This is a genomic window from Flavobacterium branchiarum, from assembly GCF_030409845.1.
Lineage (GTDB): Bacteria > Bacteroidota > Bacteroidia > Flavobacteriales > Flavobacteriaceae > Flavobacterium > Flavobacterium branchiarum.
Map to the genome: position 1 here is coordinate 2,246,330 of NZ_JAUFQQ010000003.1, position 25,886 is coordinate 2,272,215.

The window sequence follows — 25,886 nt, forward strand, 5'->3', positions numbered from 1 at the left end:
CAAACTTTCTTCATTTTTACTAAAACACAAACTAACTCGGGTTAGACTTTCATTAAAATCTAACCCTAAAGTTTGGGTAATTCTGATAATCCTAATCAAACATTATTATTTAAGAAAACTTTGTCATTTTTTTCTTAAATTAGCGAAAGTGTATAATTATAAATAAAATACTTAATCCCCCTTCTATGAGAAAACACAAAAGCCTAAAAAATAGTATTGTACTTACCTTACTATTTTTAACTATTCTATCACCAGAAGTTTATCCTTGTACGAGAGTTGTTTACAAAGGTCCTAACAACAATGTTATTACAGCGCGCTCAATGGATTGGAAAGATGAAATTGATGCTAATATTTGGATTTTCCCAAGAGGAATGCAAAGAGACGGTAACGTGGGTAAAAACTCCGTTAAATGGTCTTCTAAATACGGAAGCGTAATAACAAGTGCTTGGGACATTGCTACAACCGATGGAATTAATGAAAAAGGATTGGTTGCAAATGTTTTATGGCTAGCTGAAAGCCAATATCCAAAATTTAATCCACAGAGCTCTTCTAAAGGGATTACTATATCTGCTTGGGCTCAATATGTGTTGGATAACTTTGCTAACGTAAAAGAAACTGTTGATGAGCTAAGAAAAGAAGATTTTGTTATCGTATCTGATTATATCCCTGGAACTACAAAATTTACCACCTTGCATCTTTCTATTTCTGATGCTTCGGGTGATAATGCCATTTTTGAATATGTTGGAGGTAAATTAGTAATACATCATGATGCATCTTACACTGTAATGACAAATTCGCCTTTATTTGAAGACCAATTGGCCATCAATAAATACTGGCAAAGCATACCGGGAACTGTTATGCTACCAGGAACTAATCGAGCAGCCGATAGATTTGCAAGAGCTTCTTTTTACATAAATGCAATTCCACAAACTTCGGATATGCAAACTTCTATTGCTAGTGTTTTTAGTGTAATTAGAAACTGTTCTGTGCCTTTTGGTATTTCGTCTGAGGCAGAGCCTAATATTTCTTCTACAAGATGGAGATCTGTTTCTGATCATAGAAATCTAGTATATTATTTTGAAACGGCACTTACTCCTAATACTTTCTGGGTTGATTTAAAGAAAATTAACTTTAGCAAAAATGCCCCAGTAAAAAGATTGAGTATAAGTAAAAACGAAACTTATTCTGGCGAAACTTCTCAGAAGTTTGTTACCACAAAAGCATTTACATTTATAGGAATATAAGGTAATTAGTTGAGGATAAATTTTCTGCAACGAACTTAATTCAAGCAAAAAGCTTCTTTTTAATTCTTAGAATTAAAAAGAAGCTTTTTTATAAACTAAACTAACTTAAACTATTGCTCTCAAATTAAAAACATCTACAATTTGATCTTTTAATTCTATTGAAAATTTCATAACGAAAGAAAATTTCGTGTGATCCTGAATTATAATTAGCCAGTTTGGTCGTTTCTGCATCATAAGAATACCCTGCCATTAACGTTTCTGTTAGCTGAAACCCTACCATTGCACTTACAGCAGCACTCCATCTGTAGGCTACTCCGAAAGTAAATATTTCATCGTAGAAAAAATTTGCAGATAAATCCATTTGTAAAGGTGCACCTCTAGAAATCTTTGCCAGTATGGAAGGCTTAAATTTTAGGTTATAATCTAAATCATAAACATAACCTGCCATTAAGTAATAACTCATGCGTTCTTTGACTACAAAACTCGCTGCTGTATTATCGGCACTTTTATCGTAATAGCTAGTATCTAGCATTTTAGGAATCGAAAGTCCTATATATGATACATCTGAATACCAATACAATCCTGCTCCAATATTTGGAGTAAATTTATTATCGATATTATCTTGAAATCTAGCATCCGAAGGATTATAAATATCAAGTTTTGTAAAATCTACATTCAGCAAATTTGCAGTTCCTTTTAATCCAAACGCTAATTTATAAGTATCTGAAGTGTTGATAGTGTAAGAGAAATCGGCTGAAATAGAATTCTCTGACATTGGCCCTATTTTATCATTTATAATCGATGCTCCCCACCCAACATTGCTAAGCTCTATTGGTGAATGAATCGATACTGCATTTGTAACCGGAGCACCATCTAACCCAACCCACTGGTTTCTGTGTGTAGCAAAAATACTCATTGCTTCACGTGAACCTGCATAAGCTGGATTAATGGTTGTGGTATTGTACATGTATTGGGTAAATTGGGCTTCTCGTTGTGCAGATGTAACATTGTATATTAATAAAATCAACAGTGTTAACCTTAATCTTGAGTTTTTCATTTGGCTATTTATTTGCTGTGCAAGTAACACTTTTCAAACAATATAATACGGTTAAAAAACATCATTATAAGCCTTTTTTTAGCCCCTTTAAAAACACAAACAAAGAACTAAAAACCAAATAGATAAAACTAAAATAGTAGACAAACAGTAGCCTTAAAAATAAAATTTAACAAAATCCATGGAAGGTTTTCTTCCGAATTGCTGGAAATACTTTGAAGAAAAATAACTCAAGGTGCAAAAATTTAATTCTTTTGCGACACGCGCGAGTGAATCATAATCGCCACTTTTAAGCAATTTATTAGCGACAATCAATTTCTCACTCATAAAGAATTTATTAGGAGTATTACTAAACATTTTTTTGAATAGAGTGGTGTATTTTGAAACAGACATGTTTGCCATGTGAGCCAAAAATAATATCCCTGGAAAATTTCCTGATAAATTATCTAACAGATATTCTTTAGTAATATTTAAAAATTCTATTTCTTTTTCGGGTACATAATTTAATCTTGGACTTTGACTAGAATAACGATCAATAAATATCCCCAATAATCGAAGTGCAACGCCTCTTAAATAAACATCGAAGGCAGGATCTTGAAAAGATTTATTTTTAATGGCATGCATAATAAGCATACTCTCGCTATCAATAGAATCATAAAAGAAAATACTTTCATTACTATTTTTTGCTTTTCGTTTATCAAACTCTTTTTTTGCCCCGTTAATAACCGAAAAATTAAATATTTCTTTGCTAACCAGCAATCGCATTGCAAAAATATGCTCCCCTACAGTTGGTTGAAAAGTTTTATCTATAACATTATTAAACACTCCTAATCTATAATCTGCTTTATATTCAATTTTATCACCAACCGAATTAATTCCATCATTAAAATTATAGTGAATTATATACAGATCTTCATCGGATTTATGTCTTCTTATTTTAATTGGTTTTTTAAATGTTAAATCCCAAACTACAATTGATAGCCCTGAAACAACATCTGTGTAATAAAAGCTTCCATCTGCAATACACTCAGGCATAAGTAGCAGTTTATCATCAATTAATTCTGCTCCAAACTGCTCCACAAGCTGTTGGGTTAATTGTTTTTGCCAATGCGCTTTTAGACTATAGGTATGATTAAGTTCTATCATTACTATAATTGTTTAATAAAGTTCTTTGGAGACATTCCAAACGATTCTTTAAATTTTGTAATAAAATAGGAACTACTAGCAAAGTTTAACTCTTGAGAAACTTGACTGATTGAGAACTGTTTTTCTTCTAAAAGTCTTTTGGATTCAAGCAACTTAGTGTGCATAAAAAAATGGTTTGGAGTCATTCCTGTAATCTTTTTGAAGATTTTTTTATATTTAGACACCGACATGTTTACTTCGAGTGCTAAAAAAGGAATACTAGGAAAAGTGCCTCTTATATTTGTTATTAAATAACTTTTAGATCTTATTATATTAGCCAAATCATTATCATCGACAGTATCGATTACAACCTCATCAAAGAGCATTTGTTCTACAAACTCAGCAATAAGATTTAATACTGTTCCTCTTAAATGAAATTCGAACGATACTTCTTTTATGTCTTTGGCTCTCAAGCTCGTTAAAAGATTGTAGCTATTATTACTCATTCGAGTGAATCGAATTATCGAATTTGTCTTAGAGTTGAGAATATTATCTATATGATTTTCAAATGAAGGATTATTTTTAAAATATCCTTTAATGGCTTCTTTTTTTATAAAAATATAAAGACCAAAGGTTTTGCTACCTGCTTTTACAATATAATCTGAACGTAACGTACTATCGATAATAGCCATATTGTAGCTCCATCTTCCGATACGATTTACAATATCATCAGATAATAAAGCCGCTCGCCCATCGGTAAGATCGTAATAGATACCAACAAAATCATCTGTTTTGTTTTCTTGTCTTAAATGAATTTCTGAATTATATTCAACATCTAAATAAAGTACTGAAATATCAGGATCACAATTTAAAAAATATCTATTCCCTGAGTGAATATAATCAGGAACAATAATAAAATTACCATCAATTTTTCCTTCTAACTCTTTTGCAAGCAGTTCAACCCAATCGAGCTCAACTCCATAATGATGCGTAATTTTTTTCATGGTATTATTTTTAATCTTTTTACAAAACAAAGCTCGTTTTGCTTTAATAAATTTCAAAAAACCTTTTAATAATTAATATTGTAGTTCAATTATATAAAGTTTTAAGGAATAGCTACTATCAAAAATCAAAGGGGGAGATTTTTAAACCAAGTTGCTGTATTTTCTGTCCTTAAAACACCGAAAGCTTAAATGAAATAATACGAATACAAACTATGCAAAATAGGATTGAAATCGTACTTATTTAAAGTAAATATAAAAAAAAATATAGAAAAACTATATAAAACGAGTTTTAAAACAATAAATAGGGTTGCTTTTTTATTGTTTTACATAATAAAAGGTAAAACAACTGTGGTCTAGATCTTAAATCCGAGCAAAATAAAACACAATTACCTGAATTAAAGCTAATTACAAAACACCACTCTAAATAAAAAAAGGGCAGTCCATAATAGACTACCCTTTGTAACAAAACCTAATTATACTGTTTTTATTCGCCACTATTCATAAATGTCATTAAGAGTGTATATGCATTCTTAGTAACGATTTTTGATGATGAATTTATTAGATCAGACTTAATTTGACGATATCCTTCATTGATCGTTCCAGGAACTACATTAATCATCTTATAATTGTTATTACCTGTATGAGTAAAAACAAAAAACTTTCCTTGCCATCTTACTACTGCATCTTCTGGTACTGTCAATGCCTTTTCATTTTCAAATTCGGCTTCGGCATTTATAAAAAGTCCTGGAAGTAATGATGCATCATATTGATTAATTTTACAAACAACCTCGGCTGCCCTGTCTCCATTAAGGCTTTGGTTTATGTAAGCAATTTTTGCAATATATTTCTTTGATGGATTACTATTCGTAAAAGCAGTTACTGTTTGTCCTACTGAAAGTAAATGTACGTCTTTCTCAAAAGCGTTCATAACAAGTACAACGTCGCTCGTTTCCATTAGTTCAAAAAGCATATCTGTTGGCGAAATGTATTTTCCTACGTTTACATTTACCTTTGAAACCAAACCGTTTATTGGCGAAAGTATTGCTATTGTTTTACTAATATTAGAAGATGTTAGCGTTTTTGGAGCAATTCCTAACAACGCTAATTTTTGTGCTAATGAAGCCATATTTATACGTTGGGTTTGCATTTCGGTAGCTGTTTGTTCATACAATTTATCACTACTTGCCTTCTTTGCATTAAGCTCTTTTTGTCTGTTGAATTCGCTTTGAGACAATTGAAACTTTTCTTTAGCTGTTAGGTAATCTTGTTGCAACTGTATGTATTGCATATCTTCTACTACAGCAAGCAATTGCCCTTTTTTAACACGCATACCTGCTATTAAATCGGTTTTCTTGATATATCCTCCTAACGGAATACTTATGCTCACTACACTTTTGGGTGGCACTGTAACAGTTCCTTGAAGATTTAATATTCCTTTTACATTTTTTTCTTGAGGATTACCTACAACTAAACCTGCATTCTTTACCTGTTCATTTGTTAAAAGAATACTGTTTTCTTGCTTATTGGCTTCAATATCCTTTTGTGGTTCTTTTTTATCGCTTTTACAGGAAACTATAAATAACATTCCTAAAATTGTGGCTACATATGTTCTCATTATATTATAAATTATTTAGAGTTTGAAGGTTAACTATTGCTTTATTATAATTATTAACCGCATCGAGATATTCATTCTTTATTGTTATTGCTTGGTTTACTACCATAACCCATTGTAGATAATCAATATCTCCATTTTGTAATTGGCTGTTGGCTGCATCAATTATTATAGATGCATTTTTAAGTCCATCACCTTCATAATAATGTAAACTCTCTTTGAATTTTTCAACCTCACTTAAAGCATTTGTAATCTCTGTTTTTATTTCAATTTTTGTCGCTTCTGCAATTGTTTGATAATTCTCATATTCTATTTTGGCCGCTTTATTTCGTGCTGATTGGCTCGAATAAAACAACGGAATTGACAATCCTAAATTCACATAGCTAAACCTATTAGTGCTATCGTAATTAATATCCTGCCCTGCGTTATTGGTTTGCGTACCTATTATGCTTAAATTATTATACCCCACTGTAATATCGGGTAGCATTTTAGCTTGTTCCGTTTTCCATTTCCACTTTGCTGCGGTTGCGGTATGATTCGAAAGTGCTATTTGTGGCAATTCTGATACACTAGATTTATCATTTAGTGAAATAGTAAAATCATTCTTAATGTTTTGTGCAACTGGAATATGAGTAATACTATCCTGAAGAACTGCATTAAAAGATCGAATTGTGATATCGATATCTCTGTTTACCATTGTAAGCTGATTGGTATAGAATTGTCTAGCAGATTGTGAAGCACTTTTCTCTAGTACATTTGTTTCCCCAACTCTATAACGCAAATCCGACTTTTGCTCCATTAATCTATAAATAGAATCGGCATATTTTAATAATTCTTTTTTACTGTTTAGCCAGATATAGGAGTAAAATAGATTCCTTACATTCGATTTAATTTGCTGTGTCGTTAACTGTGATTCAGCTTTAGCAACATTAAAGTTTTCTGTTAGGTTTTTCTTTTGATTACTATACACTGTCGGAAAAGCAAATGTTTGACTAATTCCAAAACGGCTATCATTCAGTCGGCTATTAAACTGACCATAATCCGCATCTAACGACGTTTTAGGAATATCAAAGGCAGATTTTTGAAGTTGCTCTTTAGATTTTTCATTTAGCAAAGCCGATTTAACTCTCTTGTTATTCTGAATTGCGATAGACAAAGACTGTTCTAATGACGTTGGTAATTGTTGTGCTCCAACTGAAGCAGTAATAAATAAACCAACAAGTAACAATGCCAATTTATCAATTTTATTTTTTTTCATTTTTTTCTTAAATACTTTGGTGTGATACGTCATTAAATAGATTGATGGAAGTACAAACAGCGTAAGCAATGTTGCTGTGATAAGTCCACCAATAACAACAGTTGCCAGCGGACGTTGCACCTCGGCCCCAGCGCCATTACTCAGCGCCATTGGCAAAAATCCTAATGAAGCTACTGTGGCTGTCATTAATACGGGACGCAATCTATTTTTTGTACCTGTAATGATAATTTGTACAGCATCGGTAATTTCGCCAAGCTTCTGTATTCGATTAAACTCAGATATCAAAACAATTCCGTTAAGAACCGCAACTCCAAAAAGCGCAATAAATCCAACTCCTGCAGATATACTAAACGGCATGTCGCGTAAAGCAAGTCCGAATACTCCACCAATAGCCGATAAAGGGATTGCTGTAAAGATTATAATTCCTTCTTTTAAAGATCTAAATGCAAAATATAACAATGCTAAAATCATTAATAATGCAGCAGGAACAGCAACGCCTAGACGCGATTTTGCTTCCTGTAAGTTTTCGAATGTACCTCCGTAAGTAACATAATAACCTGGATCAAACTTGATTTGGGTAGTTACCTTTTTCTGTAACTCTTCTACAATCGATTCTACATCGCGACCTCTAACATTAAAACCTACAATGATTCGTCTTTTTGCATCTTCTCGTTGTATCTGGTTTGGACCTTCTATTTCTTTTACAGATGCTACCTGATATAACGGAATCTGCATGCCGCTTGGGGTTGCAATCAATAAATTACGTACATCCGAAATGTCTTTTCGACCGCTATCCTCTACCCTAACAACCATGTCAAAACGCTTTTCGCCTTCATAAATACTACCTGCAACTGCTCCAGCAAAAGCAGCATTCACTGTTTTATTTATATCTGAAACATAGATGCCATATTTAGCCATTTCTGCCCAATCATAATCAATTACAATCTGTGGCATTCCTGTAACTTTCTCAACATAGAGATCTGTAGCTCCATCTACTGTTTTGGCAATAGCTCCAAGTTTTTCAGCATATTCGGCAAGTTTATCAAGATCCTCACCATAAATTTTACAAACAACATCTTGCTTTGCTCCTGTCATCAATTCATTAAAGCGCATTTGAACTGGAAATTGAAAACCTGTAGTAACTCCTGGAGCAACTTGCTTTACTGTTTCGGTCATTTTATCTGCCAGCTCTGGAAATGAAGACGCGCTTGTCCATTCTGATTTGTCTTTTAAAACAATAATCATATCCCCTCCTTCTATAGGCATAGGATCTGTTGGAATCTCAGCACTTCCAATTCTTGAAACTACCTTTTCTACTTCTGGGTATTTACTTTTAAGAGCTGTCGAAATTTTCTGGATTGTTTCTGTTGTTGTTGATAGATTTGTACCTAACAATAATCGAGTTTCGACTGCAAAATCTCCTTCTTCTAACTGCGGAATAAACTCTCCTCCCATTCTTGAAAATACAAGCAATGCAACTCCAAATAAAACAAATGCCGAAATCACTATCCCTTTTCTCACTTGTAGAGCCTTAGACAACCACTTTTCGTAATAAAACTCAAGCCTTGCCATAATTCGGTCAGAAAGATTTGGTTTGTGGTTCATGTTCTTACTTATAAATAACGAACTAACCATTGGTACATAAGTAAGTGAAAGTATAAAAGCCCCTAGAATTGCAAAAGCAACTGTTTGTGCCATTGGTTTAAACATTTTGCCTTCTATTCCTTCTAATGATAATATAGGTAGGTAAACGATAAGGATTATTATTTGTCCAAAAACAGCAGCGTTCATCATTCGTCCTGCTGATCCTGTAACTTCTTTGTTCATACCTTCTTGCGAAAGAGTATCTATGTCTTTATACTTTTTGGTACTGTGTAAGTGATGTAATATGGCTTCGACTATAATTACTGCCCCATCTACAATCAATCCGAAGTCAAGCGCACCAAGACTCATAAGATTCCCGCTTACGCCAAAGGTATTCATCATGATAATGGCAAATAACATTGCCAACGGAATCACTGATGCTACAATAAGTCCGGCTCTTAAATTCCCTAAAAATAATACCAGTACCAAGACAACAATCAAGGCACCTTCGATAAGATTTTTTTGAACGGTACCAATGGCATTATCAACCATTTTAGTACGATCTAGAAAAGGTTCTATCTTTAAACCTTCTGGTAAAATCTTCTCAATTTCGGCAACTCGTTTCTTTACATTTACAATAACATTATTGGCATTTTCGCCTTTAAGCATCATCACTATTCCACCCACAGATTCTCCTAGATCGTCTGTCGTTAATGCTCCATATCGTATTGCCGAAGACATTTTTACATCGGCTATATCCTTAATAAGAATTGGAGTTCCTGCTTGGGTGTTTTTTACAATAATATTCTGAATATCACTTATATTCTTAGTAAGTCCAACACTTCGAATATAAAGTACCGTTGGACCTTTCTCAATATATGCACCTCCAGTGTTTTCGTTATTGCTACTTAATGCTGTAAACACTTCTTTAATGGTAAGACTTTGCGCCTTTAGTCGTGCTGGATTTACTGCAATTTCATATTGTTTAAGTTTTCCTCCAAAAGTGGCTACATCGGCAATTCCAGGAGTTCCTAGCAATTGTCTTCTGATAGTCCAATCCTGAATTGTTCTTAAATCTTCGAGCGAATACTTGGCTTCATAACCTGGCTGCGGTTTTACAACATATTGATATATTTCACCAAGTCCTGTTGTTGCAGGAGCCATTTCGGGAGTACTGGCATTTTCATCAATCTCTACTTTTTGTAAACGCTCTGCAACTTGCTGACGTGCCCAATACACATCTGTATCATCATCGAAGACGATAGTAACTAGCGAAAGTCCGAAGCGTGAAATACTACGACTTTCTTTTAATTGCGGAATATTACTTATTGCCTGTTCTATCGGAAAAGTAATAAGACGCTCTACATCTTCTGCTCCAAGTGATGGAGCTGTTGTAATAATTTGTACTTGATTGTTTGTGATGTCTGGAACGGCATCAATAGGTAAACGACTCACTTCATACACACCATAGATAATCCATAGCAATGTAAAGACGCCAATTACCAGTTTATTCTTAACTGAAAATTGTATTATCTTATTAAGCATAATTTGATTTAATTTTAGAAATAATAACGCTATGGCTAAAACATATTAAATGCCTTAACCACAATAAAATTTTTGAAAATCAAATTATACTACTGGAGGTCTAAATACCGAAAATAAAGCGGGGTTAGCATACAAATTACATGTATACGGAATACCTTTAGTCTGTGTTAGACTAGTATTAAAAGGAATGTAAATGGCATGTTTGTCTGTAGGTATAAATACAAGTTGCAACGAATAACCACTTATATTTTTAAAAGGAAGTTGCATATCGCGATCACCGTCATCATCATCTTGATCTTCGCCCCAATAATGCATTTCTAAAAAATCAATAAAACTTACTTTCTTTATTTCTATATGTTCATTAAAATGCTGAAACAGCACTGGCAGTTTATAAAACTGCTGAAAAACCCCAATATTAGAGGTTATTAAAAAAATAAATATGTAGATAATACTCTTTTTCACTTTGACAAATTTAACTTTTATACCTAAATAATTTATGCCAATAACAATAACCGCTCAATTTTTATGATTACACAAATACAAACCAATTTTACTTTAGTTTTTCACAATTAAATTCATAAAAAACTAAATTATTACAACTTAAACACTGTTTTAAAAAAACAATCCTAATCTAATCCTATCTAATCCATTGAAAAGCTTTGGTAATACTACTTTAGTGAATTTGCTTTAAATTATTTCTATCTATATTTTCTATACATTTGCCGAAATCTGGTGCGCCATAAAAAGCACTTAATAGGGAATTCGGTGAGAATCCGAGACAGACCCGCTGCTGTAAGCTCCGCATTAAAGTTTTTGAAAAATATATCCACTGTTTTTAAATGGGAAGGATTTCAAAAATGGAGTAAGTCAGAAGACCTGCCAGATAATATAATGTTTGACGCTTTCGTGGAATAAAGCTAAGGACAATGCTGGTTTTGTGTGCTTAAATGCGTGCGCAATCATCATTCCTCTATATTTCCGTAAGCGTTGTAATTATTTGCTTTTTATTCAAATAAATCACAATTAAATATGGAAAGAAATCCTTCTAAAATTTTAAAACTCTCGTTTCTATCAATTCTCTTGCTTGGTTTTATGGCTTGCGATAAAGATGAAAATCAGGAAAATGTAAATCCTACCGAAGTACTCACTGAATCCTACACAGTTAACCGCTTTAATGTTCTGAATATTGATCCGAATCTACCTAGCGATTCAAAACTTACTTGGAGTATCAATGACTCTATTATTTCACAAAGTTCACAACTAGATTTCATTAGCCCGTATTTAAAAAACTATCCTCTGACTTTGAAAGCAGAAACTAATGGAATTGTAAAAACATATACGGCTGTAATTAATGTAACTAAAGAACCAGTAAGTTATAGTAAATACATCTCTGATGTATCTGATTTCCGTCCTGCTGTAGGTCAGTTTACCAATGAAATCCCAATATACGCACCCGGAAATACAGAAGCAAATCTCATCAATAGAGCAAAAAAAGCACTTGTAGGATCACAAGCGAGCATGATCTCGCTAGGAGGTTTTGGAGGTTACGTTGTATTTGGCTTTGATCATACAATCCCCAATATGAATGGAAGAGACTTTAAAATTTTAGGGAATGCATTTTGGGGAGGTGAAGCCAATGAATCACGCTCAGGATCTTGTGAACCAGGGATTATTCTTGTTGCTTATGATAAAAATAAAAACGGAAAGCCTGATGCAGACGAATGGTACGAGATTGCAGGAAGTGAATATTTTAAAAAGACGACAATTAAGAATTATACCATTACCTATTTCAAACCTGATGCTAACAAACCTCAAGTTGCAGGAGATGAATTTTGGCAAACTGACATAGAATATATAAAATGGAATGATAACCTTGGTGGTTCTGGGTATAAAACACAAAGTACCTTTCATTCACAAAGCTATTATCCGCTTTGGATTACTGAGGCTTCCTATAGCTTAACTGGGACAAAAATCGAAAACAATTTTTATGACCAAAGTGGAACTGGAAACTATTGGGTAGGTAAATCATTTGATTTTGGATATGCTGATAATGCGCCAAATAATGATGAAGGTTCTAATATTGATATTTCTTGGGCTGTCGATAAAGATGGAAAATATGTAAAACTTCCTGGGATAGATTTTGTTAAAGTATATACAGGGATAAATCAAGAAGCTGGTTGGTTGGGAGAAGTTTCTACTGAAGTTTCTGGCGCCTATGACCTATATATAAAATAAAAATAAACTCTAAAAATTCAACTTAAATAAATGAAACAAAATTACTTTTTACAAATTCTGCTACTTTTTGTATTTCTTACCAATGCGCAAGTAAAAGTGCAGGATGAAATACGATATAATCTTAAACAAAACTTATCTGCTAAAATTCAACAGAATAAAAGCACTGCTACTGCTACGGATTTTGATGCGATTGAATATTGGGTAGGTACAGGTGCTAATAAAGCTGCATTTGTTGTACAATGGAATGATGGCAAAAACTCAGATGCCTTAGTATGGGGCTTTAGATGGGATGGCGAAGCAACAGGTATTGATATGGTACGAGCGATTGCAAAAGCAGATCATCGTTTTTATGCACTACAATATGATTCAGGAACAGCTCTTGGAACTACAATTGCAGGATTGGGTTTTGACTTAAACGGTGTTAATACTATTGGGCTTTACAAAGATGGAAACCAAACCTATCCGCTATATCCTGTAAACGGTATCGTAAATACAACAGGGGCTAATTTTGACAATTTTACAGTTATAGATGCTACAGATCACTGGCAAACACAATCAAACAGTAAGGGATATTGGTCGTATTCTATAAAAAAAACGACTGATACGGATTTTAACCCCTATGATTTAACTGCTGCCAATGGTATTCTAGAAAATAATTCTTGGAATGTTTGGAACTATAACACTGGAATGGTAGAATTACCTATTGCTTCAACATTTACTCCAGTATCTCCTTTTGTTCTGTCAACAGATTTTACTAAAGGTTTTTTTATGGTAAATGAAGATTGGTTCGGACATACTAATGGAACGCTGAACTTTATTGATGATAGTGGAAAGATTAATTATCGTATTTATAGTACTGCAAACAACAATGAAACTTTTGGTGTAACTACTCAATATGGAACAATATATGGTGATAATTTTTATTTTGTTTCAAAACAAGATGCTGATGTTGGAAGATTGATTGTTGCTAATGCAAAAACAATGAAAAAAATTGCTTCGTTTAAAACAATTGGCGGAGATGGACGCTCCTTTTTAGGAGTTAATGAAAATACAGGCTATATAGGAACATCAAATGGACTTTATTTATTTGATATTGCTAATATGCGAGTAGGAAATCTTATTACAGGAACATCAGGTGCTGGACAAATAGGAAACACGATTCGTACTTCGCAACTTGTATTTGCGGTTACTCAGGGTAAAGGTATTTTTATAATTGATCCAACCACAAATACTATTATTAAGTCTATTGCTGGTGCGTTTCATTCGGTTGTTCAAGCCAAAGACGGAAGCGTTTGGGCAATTCAAAATCAAAAAATAATCAACATTAATACAACCACTTTTGAAACTACAGAATACCCTTTTCCTACTACTAAATACACTGGGTCTGGTGGAGCATGGAATGCGGGGAGTTTTACCTATAGCAACCAACAAAATGCACTATACTGGCTTGGTTCTGGAGCAAAAATTGTAAAATTTGATGTTACCAATAAAACATTTAATGAAAATTTCGCATCAATTCCGGGGCAAACAACACCCTTTAAACAAATTCCTCAGGGTGCATCTTTGCGTGTTGACCCCGCTTCTGATCGATTAATTTTAAATACTACAGAAAGTGGATACGGTGCACATTATCAAAAAAACTGGGTTCATACCTTTGATAACACAGGAGCTTTAACAGATACTAAAACGTTAAATGATTATTATTGGTTTCCTGCTTTAACCGTATTCCCTGATAATAATGCTCCAGTTGTGAGTTCTACTTTACCTTCTCAGGTTTCAATCAATAGTAACATACTAATCGACTTAAAAACAGTAGTTTCTGATACTGATAATTTATCTGTAGCTATTGTAAAATCAATAAAATCAAATACTAATCCTGCGGTTGTAACTGCTACTATCAACCCTGAGGAAGCGTTGGTTTTAACTCCAAAAACTTCAGGAGAAGCTACGATAATTGTTAGTTTTAATTCTAATGGGAAATTAGTAGAAAAATCAATTACGATCAATGTAACAAATTCGCTAGGAACAGATAAATTTGACAAAATAGAATTTACTATCTACCCTAACCCTGTTTCTGATATTCTAAATATTAAAACGCAAGACGAAGTACTGAATGTAATTATTTATGATATTACTGGAAGACAAATCAATACTATAATTAATAATAACCAAGTTGATGTGAGTGCTTTAACAAAAGGGTTTTACATCATTAATGTGGTAACAGATAGCGCTAGCTATCAGCAGAAATTCATTAAAAAATAGCATTGGATGTAATTACATCCTCAACTCCTTTCGCTAGGTTCGTAAAAATGTTTTTTAACACATAGTTCCGATAGCTATCGGAACTATGTGTTAACATAATTAATCCCAACAGAGTAAAAATACCAAAAGCCCTTTACCAAACAGTAAAGGGCTTTTTGCTATATATACTTTAAAACTAAAAAAGGTTTATTGTACCTATTTTTCAGTAGATCTAACTTTTTCTACTGCTTCTGAAACAATATTGATAACTACTCCCGAAATAATAAGACATACTCCAAGAATCAAACTCATTGTTAAATTTTCATTGAATAAAATCACACTCACTGCAACTGCTACTACAGGCTCTAACGCTCCCATAATTGACGTAGCTGTTGAGCCAATTGTTTTTATAGCATAAACCAAAGTCGACATAGAAAGTACTGTCGTTACAAGTGCAAATACAACAATATCAAAGAAAAATTTTATATCAGGCAATGCCATTGATTCGTTGAATAAAATCACTTTACTCAAATAATAAAGAGAAGAAAATAGTAAAGAATAAAATGTGATTTTTATACCCGAAGCATTAATTTTTGCTTTATTAACTACTATAATATATAAAGCATAAAATAAAGCACTTGTTAAGGTAACTACAAGTCCTAAAAAATTGATATTGAAAGTGGAACCTTTTGTGCTCAACGCAAAAACACCACATATTGTTATGAACAAGGAAACAATTGTTAGTTTATTGATACGCTCTTTAAAGAAAAAAAACATTGTTAAAGCAACGATTACAGGATAAACAAAAAGTATAGTCGAAGCAATTCCAGGAGAAAGATAATCGTATCCAAGAAAGAGGAATTCGGCAGAAAGCGCATAGAAAATACCGAGTAATATTAATATAAAAAGTTCTGTTCTATTTACTTTTAAAGATTCTTTTTTATAAATCAAATAGGCTAACAAAAATAAACCTGAGACAAAAAACCTGTAAAAAAGCACCGTGTCCATCGGGAAATTAATCGCTTTGATTGGTAATATAAACAATGGAATTAATCCATAGGAAACTGCCGAAATAATGGCAAATAAATATCCTTTAATTTTCATGTATTCTATTCTATAAACTTATTAATTGGAATGTTTTTTCACATACTTTATTGACTTCTATGTCATATTTTTCTGCTTTGCAAAATTACCAAAAAATACCTGATTTAGTAGTTAGTTTACAGTCTCAGTTTGTAGTTAGTTTTTTTGCCACAGATTAAAAGGATTTATAATTCAGTCGCAGTATTCAGTCGCAGTAAAAACAGTTTACAGTCGCAGTTTTCAGGACAACTTTGCGAACTAACCAACTCTCCAATCTTGTTTTTCTGAGGAACAAAGAAACCCAAATCCAGTGATCAGTCGCAGTTATCAGAATACACAATTGAAAATCAAATAAAATCTACCTTAATCTGCTTAATCTACGTGCGAAAAAAAGTCGCAGTTTCCAGTCTCGGTATTCAGTTACAGTTTTCAGAGTAAAATGATTGAGAATCAAATAAAATCTGCCTTAATCTCCTTAAATCTGCGTGCAAAAAAAAGTCGCAGTTTCCAGTCACGGTTTTAAAGACAACTTTGCGAACCAACCAACTCTCCAATCTTGTCTTTCTGAGGAAGGAAGAAACCTAGATTTAGTTTACAGTTAGTTTTTTTGCCACAGATTAAAAGGATTTGAATGATTTAAAAATCAGTTACAGTTTACAGAATTCAATCTCGGTGTTTAGTTTGCAGTCTCGACTGTAAACTCTTTTTACTACGACTGAATACTGAGACTGTTTTTTGTTTCAAGTTCTATACTGTGACTGTAAACTGAATACTGCGACTGAAAACTGTTTTTACTGCGACTGTCCTTCGACTCCGCTCAGGATGACACAGCAAACCGCGACTGAAAACTGAAAACTAATTTATAATTAATTTTACCCGTTCTCCCCTTTGATTACACAATAGTGACTTTTTTGTCTCTATGAGCTAATAATATGCGTTATTGCCCATGTAATCGATATTTCAAACCTTTACTAAATAATCAAATAAAAAACACATGAATAATTTAGCAAAGCAAATTGAAAATCTAAATAACGAATTATCGCAACAAATACCGTTGGAAGTATTAGAAGTATTCGAAAAATCAATAAGCGATTTAAAGACTCAAAATATTGAAAATAAAAGCATCAAAATTGGAGATGTAATTAGTCCTTTTTCATTACTAAATGCCCAAAACCAGTTAGTTCATTCCAAAGACATTCTAAAGAAAGGCAAAACGATACTTGCTTTTTACCGTGGTAGTTGGTGTCCGTATTGCAATTTAGAACTTAGAGCATTACAAAATAATATCACAAAAATTGCAAGTCATAATGTTAGCCTTCTAGCTGTATCACCACAAAGTCCAGATCATAGCAATGCACTTTCAGAAAAACATCAATTGACTTTTGACGTTTTCACGGATGAAAATAATCAGTTAGCAAAACAACTAGGAATTGATTTTAAACTGCAAGATTTTGCCTTACCTACTTATCAGGCAATAGGAATTAATTTAAACGAATTTAATCAAGATAATGAAAACACATTGCCTGTGCCTGCAGTATTTGTAATAGACTCTGACGGATCTGTAATTTATAAATTTGTAGATTCTGATTATAGAAACAGACTTGATATTGAAGAGTTAATACAATCATTATAGCTACGCTCAGTTCGTAGTCTCAGTGTTCAGTCGCAGTTTAAAGTCGCAGTTTGCAATTTTAAACTGTTTTTACTGTGACTGTAAACTGCGACTGTCCTTCGTTTCCGCTCAGGATGACAACGCAAACTGTGACTGTAAACTGCGACTGTCCTTCGTCTCCGCTCAGGATGACAGCCAAACTGAGACTGTAAACTGTTTTTACTGTGACTGCAAACTGTAAACTGTAAACTGTAAACTGTAAACTGTAAACTGTAAACTGAATACTGCGACTGAACACTGCGACTGCAAACTGTGACTGCAAACTGTGACTGCAAACTGTGACTGCAAACTGTAAACTGAATACTGCGACTGAACACTGTGACTGTAAACTGAGTCGTGAAATAAGACTACTAAATTAATTATAATATTAACATTAAGTAAAAAGCTAAAACACTAGAAACAAGAGTATTTACAATTGATAACTTTTTAATAATATTATTTTAAAGAAAATTTAATAAACATTGAATTCTCAATTATTATATTTGGCGACTTATCCCTAAAAGATTATTCATTTTAGGGATTCTAAAAAAAGATTTTCTCTCTAATTTACCTATGAAACCTATTAAGTTTATTTATACTATTTTATTATCGTTGCTTGTTTTTCATGGCAGTGTAGAATATTATAAATTTCCTTCTGAAGTAAATAATTATCAACTACAAGACCTCTTTTTAGCTTCAGAGGTTCCTCAGCTTGAATCATCTTCTTTGTATATGACTGATGCAGAGATGCATTTTATACTCAAAAAGAATATAAAAAGCCGCGTAGCTAATTCGGAAACTAGTCTTTTAAAAAAACATGACTACTCTAACTTATTTGATTTTAAGGAATTAAAAGAAAAAATAATTTATAGTATCGCTACTATTTATAAAGACCAGCGACACAATCACCTGCATTTATACCAACTTTTCTAGATTTCTGGAACACCTTATTTTTATATAATATCCATTTATAGTAATGCATTTTCATTATTATTTATTGGATGATATAATCTATAAGTTTAGTTCTTAAAAAACGGTATTCCATCCTTGGAGTATACGACACATCTCTATTTTTAATACCCACTCACCACTAACTCCCTGTAGATCAATATTTGGGAGGAAATATATTTATATAATACTTTAAAAATTAATCATGATTATTAGTAAAAAACATTTCTTATTGTACGGTTTATCGTTCTTATTCCTAACCGCTTGTGCAGATAAACCAAAAAATGATACCGCCAATATAAAAACGCTACCTGTTTATAAAATCACTTTAAAAGATACTGTAGTTTCAAACCGATTTGTTGCCGATGTACATGCTAAAAACAATGTAGAAATCCATGTTCGTATCCCTGGAATATTAGATAAGGTTTTTGTTAGCGAAGGACAAAAAGTAAACAAAGGGCAAGTTCTTTTTAAAATTAGTGATGCCGAACTTCAAATACAACTTATCAAAGCAGATGCAGTTTACAAAAGCATGTTAGCAGACCTTAGAATTGCAAATGTTGAATTAAGTCAAGCACAGACTCTTTTTACAAAAAAGGTAATTGCTAGCCAAGAATTAGAATTATCTAAGGCTAAACACGATGCAGCAAGTGCTAAAGTGGCACATGCTGCTGCAGAAAAAAAATCAATCAATCAGCAAATTAGCTTTACTACAATACGAGCACCTTTTGATGGAACAATCGATCGTATTCCGTTTAAAGAAGGAAGTCTTGTTGAAAATGGTTCATTGCTTACAACACTATCACAGTTAGATGATGTGTATGCTTATTTCTCAATCCCAGAAAATACTTATTTCCAAATGATGGCCGATAATAGCCTGAAAACTAAAGGAGATATACAATTAGTATTACCAAACGGAGTGGTATATAATCAAAAAGGAGAGTTAAAAACTGCCGATGGAGAGATCGACAGACAAACTGGTTCTATTCAGTATAAAGCAAAATTTCATAATCCAGAAGGCTTCATAAAACATGGAACTTCAGGTAGTTTAATTATTTCAGAGCCAAGAACCGATGTGGTATTAATACCTCAAAAAGCGGTTTTCTCTATTCAAGACAAGCAATTTGTATTTGTTGTCAACAAGGAAGGAATCGTAAAGATGACCAACATTAGTATTGCAAATACGCTTGACGATGCATACATATTAAACAAAGGATTGAAACAAAATGATCTTATTGTACAAGAAGGTACTCAATCACTAAGAGATGGAGACAAGATCAATATCAAACAAATGCAAAGCGCTAGCTTGTAATCAATTCCTTAATTAAAATTAAAAAGATACAATAATGATAGAGATGTTTATCAAAAGAAAAATATTATCATTAATCATTTCGGTGATGATAGTACTTCTCGGAATACTAGCTTTATTCCAATTACCTATAACACAATTCCCTGATATTGTTCCTCCATCGGTAACAGTAACTGCTAAATATACTGGTGCAAATGCCGAAGTATCTGCCAATGCCGTCGCGCTGCCATTAGAACGAGCTATAAATGGTGTACCCGGAATGACTTATATGTCGACCGTTACATCAAACGACGGTTTAACCCTTATTCAAGTATTCTTTGAGGTAGGAACCGATCCCGATTTGGCTGCGGTAAACGTACAAAACAGAGTTACTACGATACTAGATGAACTTCCCGAAGAGGTTATACGAGCTGGAGTAACTACAGAAAAGGAGGTTAACAGTATGTTGATGTACCTTAACGTTACTAGTACAGACGAGATTCAGGACGAACAGTTTATTTTCAACTTTACTGATATAAATATTCTTCAGGAACTAAAACGTATTGACGGTGTAGGACGTGCAGAAATAATGGGTCAGAAAGAATATTCTATGCGAGTATGGCTTGATCCACAAAAAATGCTTTCTTATAATATTTCGGCAAATGAAGTTATAAATTCATTACAGAAACAAAATATTTCTGCCGCTCCCGGTAAGGTTGGTGAAGGATCAGGACAATTGGACAGCCAAGTTCAATATGTTATAAAATACGGAGGAAAATTCTTTGAACCTAAACAGTATGAAGAAGTACCACTAAGAGCAAATTCAGACGGTACCATCTTAAAATTAAAAGATGTTGCTAAAATAGAATTGGGATCGATGAGTTACGGAATGGTTTCTAAGACTGATGGAAAACCATCGGCTTCAATCATGCTAAAACAACGTCCAGGATCTAATGCATCGGAAGTAATTGCCAGCGTAAAAGCAAAAATGGCTGAGCTAAAAGGAAGCTCATTCCCTCCTGGAATGAATTATAATATTGCGTATGATGTATCTCGTTTTCTTGATGCCTCAATTGATGAAGTTTTAGTAACGCTTGTAGAAGCTTTCCTTCTTGTAGCCTTTGTCGTTTTTATATTCTTGCAAGACTGGCGTTCTACGCTTATTCCTGTTTTAGCAGTTCCTGTAGCATTGATTGGTTCATTTACTTTTATGTCGATGATGGGCTTTTCTATAAACCTACTTACTCTTTTTGCTTTAGTACTTTCGATAGGTATTGTCGTCGATAATGCCATTGTCGTCGTCGAGGCTGTACACGTTAAAATTACAGAGGAACACATGGATCCGTTGCCAGCAACCATAAGCGCGATGAAAGAAATTACGGGTGCCGTTATTGCAATTACAATTGTAATGGCTGCAGTATTTATTCCTGTAGCTTTCCTTAGCGGACCTGTTGGAGTTTTCTACAGGCAATTTTCGCTTACCATGGCAATTAGTATTGTAATATCTGGTATTAATGCACTTACATTAACACCTGCTTTATGTGCTATAATGCTAAGAGCGCACGATCCTAACAAAGAAAAAACATCATTATTAGATCGTTTCTTTGTTCGATTCAACAGATGGTTTGACAACATTACGTCAAAATACATCAAAGTCCTTTCTAAATTTGCAGATCGCAGCTCTATAACGATAGGTCTTTTGGTTCTATTCTGTGTTCTTACTTGGGGTACATCTGTATTTTTACCTTCGGGATTTATCCCTGCTGAAGATCAAGGGATGGTATATGTAAATGTTACTACACCACAAGGAGCAACTGTAGAACGTACAGACAAAGTGCTTGATGAGGTAACTCGCATTGCAAAAGAAATTGAAGGAGTTGATAACGTTACAACACTAGCTGGTTATAGCATTGTTACTGAAATTGCTGGTGCATCATACGGAATGGGAATGATCAACCTTAAAGGTTGGGATGACAGAGACATATCTGTAAATGAATTTATTGCTCTACTAAGTGAGAGAACAAAAGGAATTGCTGATGCTCAGATTGAAATTTTCGCACCTCCTACCGTTCCTGGATTTGGTAATACCAGTGGTTTTGAAATGCGTTTGCTTGATAAATCAGGTGGATCGATTAGCAATACAGATGAGGTTACAAAAAACTTTATTAAGGAATTAAATGCTTCACCAGAAATTCAAAATTCATTCTCGAGTTTTGATGCTACTTTCCCTCAATATCTAATCCACATTGATTATGATATGGCGGCCAAAAAGGGTGTTTCTGTAGATAATGCTATGTCTACTTTACAGACTATGTTGGGCTCATTTTATGCTACAAACTTTATTCGCTTTTCACAAATGTATAAAGTAATGGTACAAGCAAGTCCTGAGTTTAGAAAAAACCCAGAAAGCATTCTCGATATGTATCTTAAAAATGATGCTGGCGAAATGGTTCCGTTCTCTACATTTATAAAATTAGAGCGCGTTTACGGACCAGAAGTGCTTACTCGTTACAACATGTATATGTCGGCTATGATTAACGGAGAGCCTGCTGCAGGTTTCAGTTCTGGAGAAGCTATTGCTGCTGTAGAGAAACTTGCTGCCGAAAAACTCCCAAGTAAATTTGAATTAGAATGGTCTGGTATGACTCGTGAAGAGATTTTATCTGGAAACCAAACAATATACATTTTTGCCCTGTGCTTACTTTTTGTTTACTTATTACTTGCTGCTCAATACGAGAGTTTACTACTGCCCTTCCCTGTGCTTTTATCGCTTCCAGTTGGTGTTTTTGGTTCGTATCTCGCACTTTTAGCCGTAGGATTAGACAATAATATTTATGCACAAGTAGCCTTGGTCATGCTTATAGGACTACTGGCCAAAAATGCCATTTTGATAGTCGAGTTTGCCATGGCGCAAAACAAGCTAGGGCAAGATATTACTGAAGCTGCCATAGAAGGTGCTAGACTTCGTTTTAGACCTATCTTAATGACATCATTTGCTTTTATATCAGGACTTATACCATTGTGTATTGCCTCTGGAGCTGGTGCAATTGGTAACCGTTCTATTGGTACTGCTGCTGCAGGAGGAATGTTAATAGGAACCATTTTTGGACTTATTATCATACCTGGACTTTATATCCTGTTTGCAAAAATGGAAAAAGCAATGAAAAAATAAACTTAAACAATGAAAAAATCACTCAATAACTCAAAATACATTTTAATAGTAGCATCTGCTATGTTGTTAACTGCTTGTTCTGCCCCTAGGGTGGCAGAACCGCAGAAAGCAAAAGCATTACCTGAAAATTTTGATGCTAAACGCAAAAAAGCAACTGCCAATCAGGAAGAGTTTACTCCTCTTAAAACAGCTAGCTACTTTAAAGATCCTGAATTAGAAAAATTATTGGATAAGGCTATTCTTCAAAATCCTGATTATTTAATCCTTCAGGAGAGAATACTAATAGCTAACTCTCATCTAAAAGTAGCAAAACTAGCGTTGTTACCTTCATTTGATATTGTAGCAGATGCATCGGGTACGCATTATGGTAAATATACTATGGATGGTGTAGGTAACTTTGATACTAACCTATCTCAGAATATCTCAGAGAGACAAAGAATTGCTACAGATTTAACTCCAAACTTATTCCTTGCAGGAAAAGTTTCATGGGAAGCTGATATCTGGGGGAAACTTAGCAACCGAAAAAAGGCTGCACGACAAAGGTATTTTGCATCAAAAGAAGGAATGCGATTGCTACAAACTAGATTACTAAGTGATATTGCATCGCTTTATTACAACCTAGTAGCACTAGATAAACAAGCAGCTATTTATAAAAATAACCTAGCAACACAGCAACGCGCTCTTGATATTGTTTCTGCTCAAAGATCAGTCGGGAAAGCTACAGAACTTGCAGTACAACAGTTCAATGCTCAAAACAATAATATTCTTGCTGAGGCTGAACAATTAAACTTGAGTATCGATCAAACTGAAAAAGCGATATTGAACCTACTAGGAGAATACGGTGGAACTGTGAGCAGAAGTAGCGATTTCTTATCAGGACATCTTGAAGTACTAAACCAAAAGATAAGTGTTGATTCTATAATCCATAACAGACCTGATGTAGCCGAAGCATATTTTGAATTATTAGCTACGAATGCAGATGCTAAATCGGCACGTGCTGCTTTTTTTCCAACTGTAAATTTGGGTGCTTATGGAGGTCTTAACTCTTTTTCTTTCCCAACATTTTTTGATAGCCAATCGTTTGCTTGGCAATTACTAGGCGGAATCTCAGCACCAATATTTAACAAAGGACAAATCAAACAAGACTTTTTTGTTGCCAACAAAAAACAACAAATTAGTTTCCTTAATTATCAGAATACGATAACTGTTGCCTATAATGAGCTAAGTGCTTTATTACACAGAACAGAAGCTTTCCAAGATGTTTTAACCTATAAATCAAAAGAGATTGAACACCTTGAAATAGCTGTAAATGTCTCAAATGATCTGTATGTGAGTGGCTATGCTAATTATCTTGAAATAATTAGTGCTCAAAAAAATAAACTTCAAGCCGAATTGGACTTTGTAGATATACAATTAAAAAATGCTGATTCACAAGTTTTATTATATAAAGCTTTGGGCGGAGGAATAAATTAAAGTTAGGTTGGTTACCGGATTACTTCTTTTTAAAATAATCCAAAACAAAAAGGAGGAGCATTGCTCCTCCTTTTTTTATTCACTTTCAATAGTAACTCTATTTCAACACATTAGATATATAAAATCAGTTACCACTACTTCAAAAATATTCTCTAAAACGTGTAATCAAATTGAAAATAACACAAAAAACTCTTTGAATTTATCTCGGTATTTGTGGACGTTCCATTTTATACTGTCTGCCTGATAGGGTTTTAATAAAAGCTACCAAAGCTACAATTTCGTCATCATCAAGATTTAAAGGCTGTAATAGCACATCTGTATGTGGAAATAATGGATCGGCTGCTTTCTCACTCTCTGTTGGATCAATCATATGCATCCCGCTATTATAAATATTAACGATTCCCGTCATATTATCAAAAAAACCATTGTGCATCCATGGCCCGGTGTACATTACATCTCGAAGAGAAGGAGTTCTGAATTTCCCAACATCTTCTGCCTTTTTAGTAACATGATACAATCCCAAATCTTCGTACTCTCTTTTGTAATACGTAAGACCAATATTATGGAATGATTCGTCTGTAAAATACTTCCCAGAATGGCAATTCATACAACGTGCCTTGGTACGAAAAAGATGCAAACCGTGTAATTCCTCATCGGACAACTTAGAATAATCTCCATCAATAAAAGCATCAAATCGGCTTCTTTTACTAAGTATCGTTTTTTGGAAAGTAGCCAATGATTGCAGGATTTTTTCATAAGATACATCGGTACTTCCGTAAGCGTTTTGGAATAAAACGGCATAGCCTTTTACTTTTTTAATTTTTTTAGCCAAACTCTTCGGATCCATATTCATTTCATGATGAGCAGTAATTGGTCCCTGCGCCTGCTCTTCTAAAGTAGCCGCACGACCATCCCAAAAAAATGTTTTTCGTGCATGGATGTTATACAAAGACGGTGTATTTCTCTTTCCTTGCAAATGATCATTTCCTAAAGAGACTTCTCTCCCATCGCCCCAAGCCAATTCTGGATCATGACAACTGCTGCAAGAAACCTGATTAGAACCTGAAAGTTTGGGATCAAAGAAAAGCATCTGACCCAATAGCGCTTTGGGATCATCCAATCTTTCATAATAACTCGTGTCAACAGCCAAGGATTCAAATTCTTCCCAAACTACACCTTTGTCAATAGTAGGCTGTGGCCATTGATTTACTGGTTTACTATAAAGTTCACGCCAATTAGAATTTGTTATTTTTTCACTCAATGTAGCACTAAAACTCAATAGTGAATGAACAACGCCAATGGAGAGAATTAAGAAAAGGGTTTTAAATAAAATAGACTTCATTATAAAGCAATAGTAATTTTGTAATAC

The 25,886-nt window shown here is 33.7% G+C and carries 16 protein-coding genes and 1 riboswitch; of the genes, 8 read left to right on the forward strand and 8 right to left on the reverse strand.

What is annotated here, in order from left to right:
• Positions 1-185: 185 nt before the first annotated feature.
• On the forward strand, positions 186-1,244 hold the full coding sequence (locus QWY99_RS10455; RefSeq protein ID WP_290264619.1) for a linear amide C-N hydrolase: 1,059 nt from the start codon (positions 186-188) through the stop codon (positions 1,242-1,244).
• 124 nt (positions 1,245-1,368) lie between these two features.
• On the opposite strand, the gene QWY99_RS10460 is transcribed toward QWY99_RS10455, so the two are convergent.
• The 6 genes from QWY99_RS10460 to QWY99_RS10485 all read right to left on the reverse strand — a co-directional run bounded on the left by QWY99_RS10460 (position 1,369) and on the right by QWY99_RS10485 (position 10,888).
• Complete coding sequence (locus QWY99_RS10460; RefSeq protein WP_290264622.1) at positions 1,369-2,301, reverse strand: PorP/SprF family type IX secretion system membrane protein; 933 nt, start codon at positions 2,299-2,301, stop codon at positions 1,369-1,371.
• Positions 2,302-2,454: 153 nt separating this feature from the next.
• On the reverse strand, positions 2,455-3,444 hold the full coding sequence (locus QWY99_RS10465; protein ID WP_290264625.1) for a helix-turn-helix domain-containing protein: 990 nt from the start codon (positions 3,442-3,444) through the stop codon (positions 2,455-2,457).
• Positions 3,445-3,446: 2 nt separating this feature from the next.
• On the reverse strand, positions 3,447-4,427 hold the full coding sequence (locus QWY99_RS10470) for a helix-turn-helix transcriptional regulator (RefSeq protein WP_290264629.1): 981 nt from the start codon (positions 4,425-4,427) through the stop codon (positions 3,447-3,449).
• A gap of 484 nt (positions 4,428-4,911) precedes the next feature.
• Positions 4,912-6,042, reverse strand: coding sequence for an efflux RND transporter periplasmic adaptor subunit (locus QWY99_RS10475; protein ID WP_290264631.1), 1,131 nt, complete (start codon positions 6,040-6,042; stop codon positions 4,912-4,914).
• 4 nt (positions 6,043-6,046) lie between these two features.
• Positions 6,047-10,426: a CusA/CzcA family heavy metal efflux RND transporter gene (locus tag QWY99_RS10480; RefSeq protein ID WP_290264634.1), complete on the reverse strand. Its 4,380-nt coding sequence runs from the start codon at positions 10,424-10,426 to the stop codon at positions 6,047-6,049.
• Positions 10,427-10,510: 84 nt separating this feature from the next.
• Positions 10,511-10,888 (reverse strand): hypothetical protein, encoded by a 378-nt coding sequence (locus QWY99_RS10485; RefSeq protein ID WP_290264637.1) that lies wholly within the window; start codon positions 10,886-10,888, stop codon positions 10,511-10,513.
• Between the two features lie 251 nt (positions 10,889-11,139).
• Positions 11,140-11,324, forward strand: a riboswitch (cobalamin riboswitch).
• Positions 11,325-11,455: 131 nt separating this feature from the next.
• On the opposite strand from QWY99_RS10485, the gene QWY99_RS10490 reads away from it, so the two are divergent.
• Together QWY99_RS10490 and QWY99_RS10495 are read left to right on the forward strand one after the other, a co-directional pair.
• Positions 11,456-12,661: a cell surface protein gene (locus tag QWY99_RS10490; RefSeq protein ID WP_290264639.1), complete on the forward strand. Its 1,206-nt coding sequence runs from the start codon at positions 11,456-11,458 to the stop codon at positions 12,659-12,661.
• A gap of 30 nt (positions 12,662-12,691) precedes the next feature.
• Positions 12,692-14,923, forward strand: coding sequence for a DUF5074 domain-containing protein (locus QWY99_RS10495; RefSeq protein WP_290264641.1), 2,232 nt, complete (start codon positions 12,692-12,694; stop codon positions 14,921-14,923).
• A 195-nt stretch (positions 14,924-15,118) separates the two neighbouring features.
• On the opposite strand, the gene QWY99_RS10500 is transcribed toward QWY99_RS10495, so the two are convergent.
• Positions 15,119-16,006 (reverse strand): DMT family transporter, encoded by an 888-nt coding sequence (locus QWY99_RS10500; protein WP_290264643.1) that lies wholly within the window; start codon positions 16,004-16,006, stop codon positions 15,119-15,121.
• Between the two features lie 973 nt (positions 16,007-16,979).
• Between QWY99_RS10500 and QWY99_RS10505 the strand changes: the two genes are divergently transcribed.
• From QWY99_RS10505 to QWY99_RS10525, 5 genes are all read left to right on the forward strand, one after another.
• Positions 16,980-17,618 carry a peroxiredoxin-like family protein gene (locus QWY99_RS10505; protein WP_290264646.1) on the forward strand — a complete coding sequence of 213 codons (639 nt, stop codon included), beginning with the start codon at positions 16,980-16,982 and terminating at the stop codon, positions 17,616-17,618.
• A 591-nt stretch (positions 17,619-18,209) separates the two neighbouring features.
• Positions 18,210-18,569, forward strand: coding sequence for a hypothetical protein (locus tag QWY99_RS10510; protein WP_290264648.1), 360 nt, complete (start codon positions 18,210-18,212; stop codon positions 18,567-18,569).
• A gap of 220 nt (positions 18,570-18,789) precedes the next feature.
• Positions 18,790-19,896: an efflux RND transporter periplasmic adaptor subunit gene (locus QWY99_RS10515; RefSeq protein ID WP_290264650.1), complete on the forward strand. Its 1,107-nt coding sequence runs from the start codon at positions 18,790-18,792 to the stop codon at positions 19,894-19,896.
• 34 nt (positions 19,897-19,930) lie between these two features.
• The gene (locus QWY99_RS10520; RefSeq protein WP_290264653.1) at positions 19,931-23,044 is read left to right on the forward strand and encodes an efflux RND transporter permease subunit; all 3,114 of its coding nucleotides are present in this window, start codon (positions 19,931-19,933) and stop codon (positions 23,042-23,044) included.
• Between the two features lie 9 nt (positions 23,045-23,053).
• Positions 23,054-24,517 (forward strand): TolC family protein, encoded by a 1,464-nt coding sequence (locus tag QWY99_RS10525; protein ID WP_290264655.1) that lies wholly within the window; start codon positions 23,054-23,056, stop codon positions 24,515-24,517.
• Between the two features lie 199 nt (positions 24,518-24,716).
• Here QWY99_RS10525 and QWY99_RS10530 read toward each other — a convergent pair whose 3' ends face one another.
• Positions 24,717-25,859, reverse strand: coding sequence for a cytochrome-c peroxidase (locus QWY99_RS10530; protein WP_290264658.1), 1,143 nt, complete (start codon positions 25,857-25,859; stop codon positions 24,717-24,719).
• Positions 25,860-25,886 lie beyond the last annotated feature (27 nt).